This is a genomic window from Pseudonocardia pini (assembly GCF_013870575.1).
Taxonomy (GTDB): domain Bacteria; phylum Actinomycetota; class Actinomycetes; order Mycobacteriales; family Pseudonocardiaceae; genus Pseudonocardia; species Pseudonocardia pini.
In genome coordinates this window covers 1-8,233 of the sequence record NZ_JACBXB010000192.1, presented here as the reverse complement: position 1 = coordinate 8,233, position 8,233 = coordinate 1, and the positions used below count along the sequence as shown (strand labels likewise).

At 73.3% G+C, this 8,233-nt stretch carries 9 protein-coding genes and 1 pseudogene; 4 read left to right on the top strand and 6 right to left on the bottom strand.

Features of this window, described 5'->3' with window-relative positions:
* From H5J29_RS13455 to H5J29_RS13445, 3 genes and pseudogenes are all read right to left on the bottom strand, one after another.
* Positions 1–586 (bottom strand): annotated as a pseudogene (locus tag H5J29_RS13455) (ABC transporter ATP-binding protein); the annotation flags it as partial.
* Between the two features lie 14 nt (positions 587–600).
* Positions 601–1,434, bottom strand: coding sequence for a siderophore-interacting protein (locus H5J29_RS13450; RefSeq protein WP_312858200.1), 834 nt, complete (start codon positions 1,432–1,434; stop codon positions 601–603).
* Positions 1,435–1,499: 65 nt separating this feature from the next.
* A complete protein-coding gene (locus tag H5J29_RS13445) occupies positions 1,500–1,757 on the bottom strand; it encodes a hypothetical protein (RefSeq protein WP_181781284.1) in 258 nt (85 codons plus the stop codon).
* A gap of 80 nt (positions 1,758–1,837) precedes the next feature.
* Between H5J29_RS13445 and H5J29_RS13440 the strand changes: the two genes are divergently transcribed.
* Positions 1,838–2,128: a hypothetical protein gene (locus H5J29_RS13440; RefSeq protein WP_181781283.1), complete on the top strand. Its 291-nt coding sequence runs from the start codon at positions 1,838–1,840 to the stop codon at positions 2,126–2,128.
* 45 nt (positions 2,129–2,173) lie between these two features.
* Positions 2,174–2,542 (top strand): VOC family protein, encoded by a 369-nt coding sequence (locus H5J29_RS13435; protein ID WP_181781282.1) that lies wholly within the window; start codon positions 2,174–2,176, stop codon positions 2,540–2,542.
* Here the strand turns inward: H5J29_RS13435 and H5J29_RS13430 are convergent.
* The gene (locus H5J29_RS13430) at positions 2,520–3,575 is read right to left on the bottom strand and encodes a winged helix DNA-binding domain-containing protein (RefSeq protein ID WP_181781281.1); all 1,056 of its coding nucleotides are present in this window, start codon (positions 3,573–3,575) and stop codon (positions 2,520–2,522) included. The genes H5J29_RS13435 and H5J29_RS13430 overlap by 23 nt on opposite strands.
* A 25-nt stretch (positions 3,576–3,600) precedes the next feature.
* The gene (locus tag H5J29_RS13425) at positions 3,601–4,980 is read right to left on the bottom strand and encodes an MFS transporter (protein ID WP_312858199.1); all 1,380 of its coding nucleotides are present in this window, start codon (positions 4,978–4,980) and stop codon (positions 3,601–3,603) included.
* A gap of 107 nt (positions 4,981–5,087) precedes the next feature.
* Here H5J29_RS13425 and H5J29_RS13420 point away from each other — a divergent pair, with 107 nt between their 5' ends.
* Complete coding sequence (locus H5J29_RS13420; protein WP_181781280.1) at positions 5,088–6,266, top strand: TerC family protein; 1,179 nt, start codon at positions 5,088–5,090, stop codon at positions 6,264–6,266.
* A gap of 155 nt (positions 6,267–6,421) precedes the next feature.
* Here H5J29_RS13420 and H5J29_RS13415 read toward each other — a convergent pair whose 3' ends face one another.
* Positions 6,422–7,444 (bottom strand): NAD-dependent epimerase/dehydratase family protein, encoded by a 1,023-nt coding sequence (locus H5J29_RS13415; RefSeq protein WP_181781279.1) that lies wholly within the window; start codon positions 7,442–7,444, stop codon positions 6,422–6,424.
* Positions 7,445–7,530: 86 nt separating this feature from the next.
* On the opposite strand from H5J29_RS13415, the gene H5J29_RS13410 reads away from it, so the two are divergent.
* Entirely contained in the window at positions 7,531–8,163 is a 633-nt protein-coding gene (locus H5J29_RS13410; protein WP_181781278.1) for a TetR/AcrR family transcriptional regulator, read from the top strand.
* Positions 8,164–8,233: the final 70 nt, after the last annotated feature.

The window sequence follows — 8,233 nt, the reverse complement described above, 5'->3', positions numbered from 1 at the left end:
CCAGCGCGGACGCCTCGGCGAGCGTCTCCTGCTGGCCCGCGACCCGCCGGGTCAGCACGGGGGACAGGGCGTTGAGACCCACCGTGACCAGCACCGCGGTGACGATCAGGCCCGCCCCGAGCAGCGGGTCGATCGTGAGCAGGATGGCCGAGCTCACCGCGAGCGCCGCCGCCGACCCGCACAGCCCGGACACCCAGAGGACACTCCGGGCCGCCTGGTCGGCGTCGGACGAGGCGATGGTCAGCAGCTCGCCGTGCCGCCGGAGCGCCGCGCCGGGACGCACCACCCGCTCGGCGAGCTCCACGCGGAGCTGGTGGCCCTCGTCGATCACGGCGCCGTGGCCGAGGCGGGCGAACCAGCGGTAGCAGGTGTTCAGCACGCCGAACAGCACGACCAGGCCGGCGAGGCACAGCACCAGCAGCCGGACGTCCCCCGTCGCCACCGCGGAGTCGATGGCCACCCCGATCGCCAGGGGCACCAGCGCCTCACAGGTCTGGTGCCCCATCAGGAGCAGCGACGCCCCCACCACCCGTCTGCGCTGCCGTCGGAGTACCCGGCGCCGCAGCCCCACCTCAGTCGTGCCCACGTGCGGAGATGATCTCAGTGTCCGGCGCGGTGTCGCCAGTACCCGCAGAACAGGATGTCCTGCTTCGGCACCCCCGCCCGCACCCAGTGCCTGCGCAGGCCGCTGGGCAGCGACTGCTCGCCGACCGTCCAGCCGTAGAAGGGTGCGGTGGGCAGGGGGAGAGCCTCGGCGGCGGCCAGCGCGGCGCGGCCGGGCACGGCGGCCGGGTCGTCCCGGGTGATCCAGGTGACCTCGACGCCCGCCGGTCCCGTCAGGTCCTGCCGGTCCGCCGCGGTGGGGATCTCGATCAGGGCGCGGCCCCGCGCCTCGGCGGGCAGCGACGCGAGGATGCCCGCGGTGGCGGGCAGGCCGCTCTCGTCCGCGACCATGACCACCTCGTTCAGCGCCGGATCGGGGTTGAAGCCCACGCCCTCGTCGAGCAGCGCGACGGGGTCGCCGGGCGAGCAGGTCTCCGCCCACGCCGCGCCCGGTCCGGCGGTGCCGTCCGCGACGGAGCCGTGCAGCACCACGTCGACGTCGATCTCCGGACCGTCCGGGCCCACCGGCCGGTACGCCCGCACGGTGTAGACCCGCAGGTGAGGACGGGTGGCCTTGGACTGCGTGAGGAACCTCGCGTAGCTCAGCGTGGTCAGCTTGTCCGGGAGGTTCTCCAGCGTCCCGCCCGCCGTGGGCAGGAACAGCCGGAACCACTGGTCGAACCCCACGTGGCGGAAGCGGTCGAGCTCGCCGCCGCCCAACGTCACGCGGGCGAGGTGTGGGGAGAGCCGCTCCCGGCGGACGACCCGCGTGCGCAGCAGCTCGGACACCTCCGGCGTGATCCGGTTCGCCCGCATGTTCGTCCGCGCCACGATGGCCCCCTTCGAGAAAGTGAGGCTACCCTAACAAATGGCGGGCCCGGCACGGTGTCGGCGGGTCAGGACTCCTCGGCGTGCTCCCGGCGGGCGGCGGCGCCGAAGCGCTGTTGGGCGTTCTGCTTCGAGGTCCCGTAGAGCGCGCCGATCTTCGTCCAGCTCACGCCCGCCTCGCGGGCTGCCGCGGCCCGCGTGCGCTCGACCTCCTCGGCCGCCGCACGCAGCTCACGGGCGGCGGCGAGCTCGTCGAGCGGGGACTCCGCCGCCGCGAACGCGTCGATCGCCTTCTGGACCCGCTTGAGCCCGCCCTGACCCGCCATGCGTCAACCCTATCTTGACCAGATCACCGTCAATGCTACCTTGACGAGTGTCAATCCGAGGTTGACGAAAGGTGAGAGCGATGAGCACGGTGACGAAGCCCGAGGCCGGCACGGCCGACGCGCGTCGGGCCCTACGGGCGGTCTACTCCGCGATCGCGGCCCTGCGGCACTCACCCGACTCACCCGCGGTGGCGCAGGCCATCAGCCGCGCGGGCGCCGCCGTCGAGACGCTGCCGCGCGGGCTCACCAGCGAGGCCCTCTACCGCCTGCTCGGCACGGTCGAGGACTGCCACCGCGCCGGCGTGTCCTCCTCGGCCCGCCTCGGCGAGCGGTGGCGTGCGGTCACCACCGCGGTCCGGCTGGGCGCCTGAGCCTCGGGCCGGCACCATGCGCGGCACCCGACACGAGGAGGCGCTGTGCTCACCGGCCTGCACACCATCGTCTACGCCGAGGACGCGGAGCGGGCGCGCGCCTTCCTCCGGGACGTCCTCGACCTGCCGTTCGTCGACGCCCACGACGGGTGGCTGATCTTCGCCGCCCCACCCACGGAGATCGCGGTCCATCCGGGCGAACCGGACACGAGCGGGCGGCACGAGCTCTACCTCATGTGCGACGACGTGGAGCGGACCGTCGCCGAGCTGACCGCCAAGGGGGTGGAGTTCACCGAACCGGTGGCGGACGTCGGCTGGGGGCTGCTGACCCGGCTGCGCGTCCCCGGCGGCGGTGAGCTGGGGCTCTACCAGCCACGACACCCGAGCCCACTCACCCCCGAGCGAACGCGCTGAGCCGTTCGGCCTCGGCCGCCACCTCGTCGTCGGCGGCGGGGGAGAGCGGTTCGAACGGGGTGGTGCGCACCTCTCCGTCGACGAACCGCCAGGTCCCCGCGACCCGCCCGCCGACCAGGAAGGTCGGGGTGGACTGGGGCATCCGGGTGTGGAACACCTTCTCGCGGTGCTCCGCGGGGAGGATCCCGGTCCGCTTGGCGTGGCCGAGCAGCAGGACCGCGTCCCAGGCGCCGAGGAAGCGGACGGGCGCGGGTGCCGCGGCGGGCGGCAGCGGCGCCCTCGGGAGGTCGACGAGCACCGCCCCCTCCTCGTCCCGGAAGCGCCGCAGCTCGAGCCGCTCCAGCACGGACTTGGTCTCGGTGAGGGTCCAGCCGCCGTAGCGCGCGATGTCGCCCGAGGTGGCGGGCCCGAACCCGCGCAGGTAGCGGGCGACCAGCAGCTCCTGGCCCGCGGCGAGCGACACCGGGGCGGCCCTGCGGCCGAGCCACCGGTCGGCGAGCTCGTAGAGCTGGGCCCGCGGGCTCTCCCAGGTGCCAGAGGGCGGCACCCGCACCAGGTCCACCCACAGCTGGGCGCCGGTCCAGGCCGTCTTCCCGAAGCCGTCCGCGACGAGCCGCGACACGATCTCCGCCTGCTTGAGCGGACCGTCCGCGAGGTACCCGCGCACGGCCTCGCCCACCGCGGGCATGTCCAGTGCGCGCGCCTCGGGGAGGCGGAGGAACAAGGTCCGACGGGCCTCGCGCACGGCCTCGGTGAGCGGCGCCCAGTCCGCCGCCGAGACCATGTGGATCGTGCACCGCATGACCCACCCCTGCACGATCCGTCTGCGCCGCAACGCCTCGGTGAGGTCCTCCCGGTGCAGACCGGCGAGCCGCGACCACAGCCCCACGTAGCCCGCGGGCGAGTACTGCGTCTGCAGCCCACCCACCCGCTCGACGACGGCGGCCGGGCTCGTCGTCGCCCGCTCCAGCAGCTGCTGGCGGGCGAGCAGGGCGCGCAGCTGCCGGTCCCGGCCGAGCACGCGTTCCGTCATGCCGACAGTGTCCCGCCCCGAGCGGTCAGGAACGGGCCGCATGCCCGGTGACCGCCGCGGCGGCGTCCCGGGGGAGCCGCAGCGCGGCCACGACCGCGGGTGCGAGGAGCACCGCGAGCGCGAGGAAGGCGATCCGGTACGGGGTCGTGCCGGAGTCCGGTGCGACCACGTCCCCCAGCCGGACGAGCAGCGCGCCGACGGCGACCCCGAGCCCGGCGCTGACCTCCTGCAGCGTCGAGACCAGGGTGTTCGCCGGCGTCATCCGGTCCGGCTCGACGTCCGCGAACGCGATGCTGTTGTAGGTGGTGAAACCCACCGACCGGCCGATCCCGCTGGCCACCAGCACCGCGACGACCAGCCACAACGGCGTCTGCGCCTGGAGGAACGCGATCGCCACGAGCATCGCGACCGACGCCGCCACGGACGCGACCATGACCGAGCGTGCCCCGAACCGGCGCATCAGCGGGGTCGTGGCGGGCTTGATCCCCACGTTCCCCACGAACAGCGCGATCACCACCAGCCCGGCCTGTGCCGCGGACCAGCCGAAGCCGAGCTGGAAGAACAGCGGGAGCAGGAACGGCACCGCGGTGATCACCGCGCGGAACACCGAGCCCGCGCCCGCCGTGGTGCGCAGGGTGTGCACCCCGAGGACCCGCAGGTCCACCAGCGGCCTGCGGGTGCGCAGCAGGTGGCGGACCGCGGCGGTGAGCAGGACCGCGGCGGCGACCAACAGCGCCCCGACCGCGAACCACCGGGGGGTGCCCGTCCCCAGCAGCTCCAACCCGCCGACCAGCGCCGCGATCCCCGAGGCGCCGAGCAGGAACCCCGTCCGGTCGAGGCGTCCGGGATCGAGCGCGGGCACCCGCGGGACCAGGCTGCGCGTCGCGACGAGCGCGGCGATCCCCAACGGGACGTTGACCAGGAAGATCCACCGCCAGGACGCGTACTCGGCCAGGAGGCCGCCGAGGGCGGGCGCGAGCACCGGCGCGAGCAGGGCGGGCCAGGTCAGGTACGCGATGGCGCGGACCAGGTCCGAACGGTCCGTCGTGCGCAGGACCACCAGCCGTCCGACGGGCACCATCATCGCCCCGCCCACGCCCTGCAGCACCCGCGTCCCCACCAGCACCCCGAGGTTCGGCGCGAGCGCGCACCCCACGGACGCGAGCGTGAACAGCACGATCGCGGCCGCGAAGACCCGCCGCGGCCCCGCCCGGTCCGCCAACCAGCCGCTCACCGGCACCAGCACCGCGACCGTGAGGATGTACGCCGTCACGGCCACGTTCACGTCGACGGGGGAGACGCCGAGGTCGGCCGCGATGTGCGGGGCGGCCGGGGCGATCACCGTGGCGTCGAGGATCTCCATGAAGAACGCCGCCGCCACGAGCAGCGCGAGGCGCCGGTCCACGTCGGAGACCCTAGCTCACGGCCCCGACTATGTCAGGACAAACACTCGTGGGGCGTGGGACCACTAGTCTCCGAGATGTCCGGTTCCGTCCTGCCCTCGGAGGACACGTGTCCGTTTCCCCGTTGGTCTGGTGGCTGACGATCCTCGCGATCGTCGGCCTGCTGGCCTTCGACTTCGTGTTCCACGTCCGGAAGGCGCACATCCCGACGCTGCGGGAGGCGGGGCTCTGGTCCGCCCTCTACGTGGGCATCGCCCTGTTGTTCGGGGTGGGGGTGTGGGTGTTCGGCGGCTCGACCATGGGCACCGAGTACTTCGCGGGCTACGTCACCGAGAAGGCCCTCTCGGTGGACAACCTGTTCGTCTTCCTGATCATCATGAGCAGCTTCTCGGTGCCCCGCGCCGACCAGCAGAAGGTGCTGCTGTTCGGCATCGTGTTCTCGCTGATCGCGCGGACCGGGTTCATCTTCCTGGGCGCCGCGCTGATCAACACCTTCGCCTGGGTCTTCTACCTCTTCGGGCTGATCCTGCTGCTCACGGCGGGGAACCTGATCAAGAGCGAGGGTGGCGACGACGAGGCGGACAACTTCGTCATCCGGCTGGCCAGACGGTTCCTGCGCACCTCCCCGCACTACGACGGCGACAAGCTCTTCACCGTCGAGGACGGCAAGCGGGTCATGACCCCGATGCTGCTGGTGATGGTGGCGATCGGCGGCACGGACATCCTGTTCGCCCTCGACTCCATCCCGGCGATCTTCGGGCTGACCCAGAACACCTACATCGTGTTCACCGCCACCGCGTTCTCGCTGCTGGGGCTGCGCCAGCTGTACTTCCTGATCGACGGCCTGCTCGACCGGCTCGTCTACCTGTCCTACGGGCTCGCGGCGATCCTCGGGTTCATCGGCGTGAAGCTGATCCTGCACGCGCTGCACGAGAACAACGTCCCGTTCATCAACGACGGCGAGCCGGTCCCGGTGGTCGAGATCAGCACGCCGGTGTCGCTGAGCGTGATCATCGGGGTGCTGGTCATCACGGTGATCGCCTCGCTGCTGAGCCCGAAGGGCAAGGCGGTCAACGCCTCGTCGACGGTCCGGCGGCGGGCCAAGGAGTACCTGCACTGCGACGACCCGGCGGAGCGGGCCCGGTTGATCGAGGTGCTCAAGGGCGAGGAGGAGCGGCTGAAGGGCCTCTCGCCGCGCGCTCGCAAGGCGCTCAAGGAGGACACCGAGCTCGTCGAGCTGGTGAACAAGGTGCGGGAGGAACACGCGAGGGAGAGCGCCTCGACCTGAGCGCTGTGCTCGAGCGCACGTTTCGTGCTCTCAGCGCGGTCCGGACAGCGCTGAGCGCACGCAGATCGTGATCTTGCCGCGCTGAGAGCACGAAACGTGCGATCTTGGTCGGGTTCGGGCGGGCGGGCTCGGGGGGTGTGGGTGCTCGAGGGCGGTCAGCGAGGGTGTCGGGGCGCCCGTTCCGGGACGACGCCGAGGCGGATCAGGCTCTCGGCGGTCGCGAGCACGGACTCCTCGGCGGGCCGCGCGGTCCAGCCCAGGTCGCGGGCGGCCTTCGCCGAGCTCACCGACGCCGGGACGTCCACCAGCGCCAGCGCCGTCCGGAGGGTCCGGTCGAAGCGCGCCGCGGCCCACATCAGCGGATAGGGCAGGGCGCGGGTCGGCACCCGGTAGCCGCGCGGGGCGTACTCGGCGGCCAGCAGCTCCGCGATCTCGCCGAGCCAGAGCTGCTCTCCTGCGGCGATGTACCGGTTGCCCGCCGCCTCGGGGGCGAGCATCGCGAGCCGGTGCAGGGTCGCCACGTCCCGCACGTCGACCACCGCGAACCCGAGCCGCGGCACGGCGGGCACACCGCGGACGAGCAGCAGCCGGATCACCTCGGCGGAGACGTTCGCCTCGGCCCGCCACAGCGGGCCCAGCACCAGGCCGGGGTTGACCACGGCCAGCTCCAGGTCGCGGTCGGCGGCGGCCGCCCAGGCCGCGCGCTCGGCGAGCGTCTTGCTCTTCGGGTACGGGTCGAGGCCGTCGACGACGGACCAGTCGTCCTCGGTGAAGACCCGCTGCTCGGGATGGCCGTGGCGGACGGCGTCGATCGAGGACGTGAGCACCACCCGCCGGACGCCCGCGTCCGCCGCGGCACCCAGGACGCGCAGCGTGCCGTCGACGGCGGGGCGGACGAGCTCGGCCTCGTCCGCGGGCATGGCCGCCGGCGCCGGGGAGGCCACGTGCCAGACGTACTCGCACCCCGCGACGGCCTCGGCCCAGCCCCGGTCGGCGTCCAGCGACGCCTCCACCAGCTCGAGCGACCCGCCGGTCTCCGCGGCGAGAGCCCGCAGCGGGGCGACGTCGGCGCGGGCGGCGTCGCGGACCGTCGTCCGTACCGGGTGGCCGTGTTCGAGCAGCTCGCGGACGCAGTGGCCGCCGATGAACCCCGTCCCCCCGGTGACCAGGACCGTCATCGCACGCCCCCATCTATACGGTGTTCAGAATCTGAGCACTGTATAGACGGCTCGCGCGGCCGTCGTCAACCACCTACTGTCGGATCGTGCCTGCCGAGACCAGGGCGACCTACCACCACGGTGCGCTGCGCGAGGAGCTGATCAGCGCCTCGGTCTCCCTGATCGAGGCCGAGGGGATCGGCGCGGTCAGCCTGCGTCGGGTCGCCCGCGAGGCGGGCGTCAGCCCGGGTGCGCCCTACCACCACTTCGCCGACCGGGCGGCGCTCTTCGCTGCCGTCATCGTCCGCGGCTCGGCACTCCTGGAGTCCGAGCTGCGACAGGCTCGTGCGCAGGCGACGTCCGGCGTGGAGGCCCTGGGCGCCTTCGTGCGGACCTACGTGCGGTTCGCGCGGGAGCACCCGGGATACGTGCACCTCATGCTGCGTCCGGAGCTCTCCCACCCGGACCGGCACCCGGACGCGGCGCACGCGGGCGAGGGGTCGATCGACCTGCTCACGGCGGCGGTCGTGGACTGCCAGCGCGAGGGCACCGCCCCGCCCGGCGACCCGATGCCCGCGGTCGGGCTGGTCTGGGCCCTGGCCGTCGGGATCGTCACGCTCTGGCTGGACGGACCGCTGCAGGAGCGGTGCGTCGACGTCGGCACCACACCCGAGGTGCTCACCGCCCAGATCACCGCGCTGCTCACGGGCCTGATGAGCGGGTCGGCGGGCCGGGCCTGACGCGCTACCGGCCGTTGGCCTGGAACAGCGGGCCCGCGCCGAGGCGAGAGCGGCGGCGCGGGACCGGCTG

Excerpts from the sequence above, each read along its gene's own strand:
- H5J29_RS13445 (WP_181781284.1), bottom strand. The coding sequence starts at position 1,757 with ATGGCGGGTCAGGGCGGGCTCAAGCGGGTCCAGAAGGCGATCGACGCG.
- H5J29_RS13440 (WP_181781283.1), top strand. The coding sequence starts at position 1,838 with ATGAGCACGGTGACGAAGCCCGAGGCCGGCACGGCCGACGCGCGTCGG.
- H5J29_RS13430 (WP_181781281.1), bottom strand. The coding sequence starts at position 3,575 with ATGACGGAACGCGTGCTCGGCCGGGACCGGCAGCTGCGCGCCCTGCTC.
- H5J29_RS13415 (WP_181781279.1), bottom strand. The coding sequence starts at position 7,444 with ATGACGGTCCTGGTCACCGGGGGGACGGGGTTCATCGGCGGCCACTGC.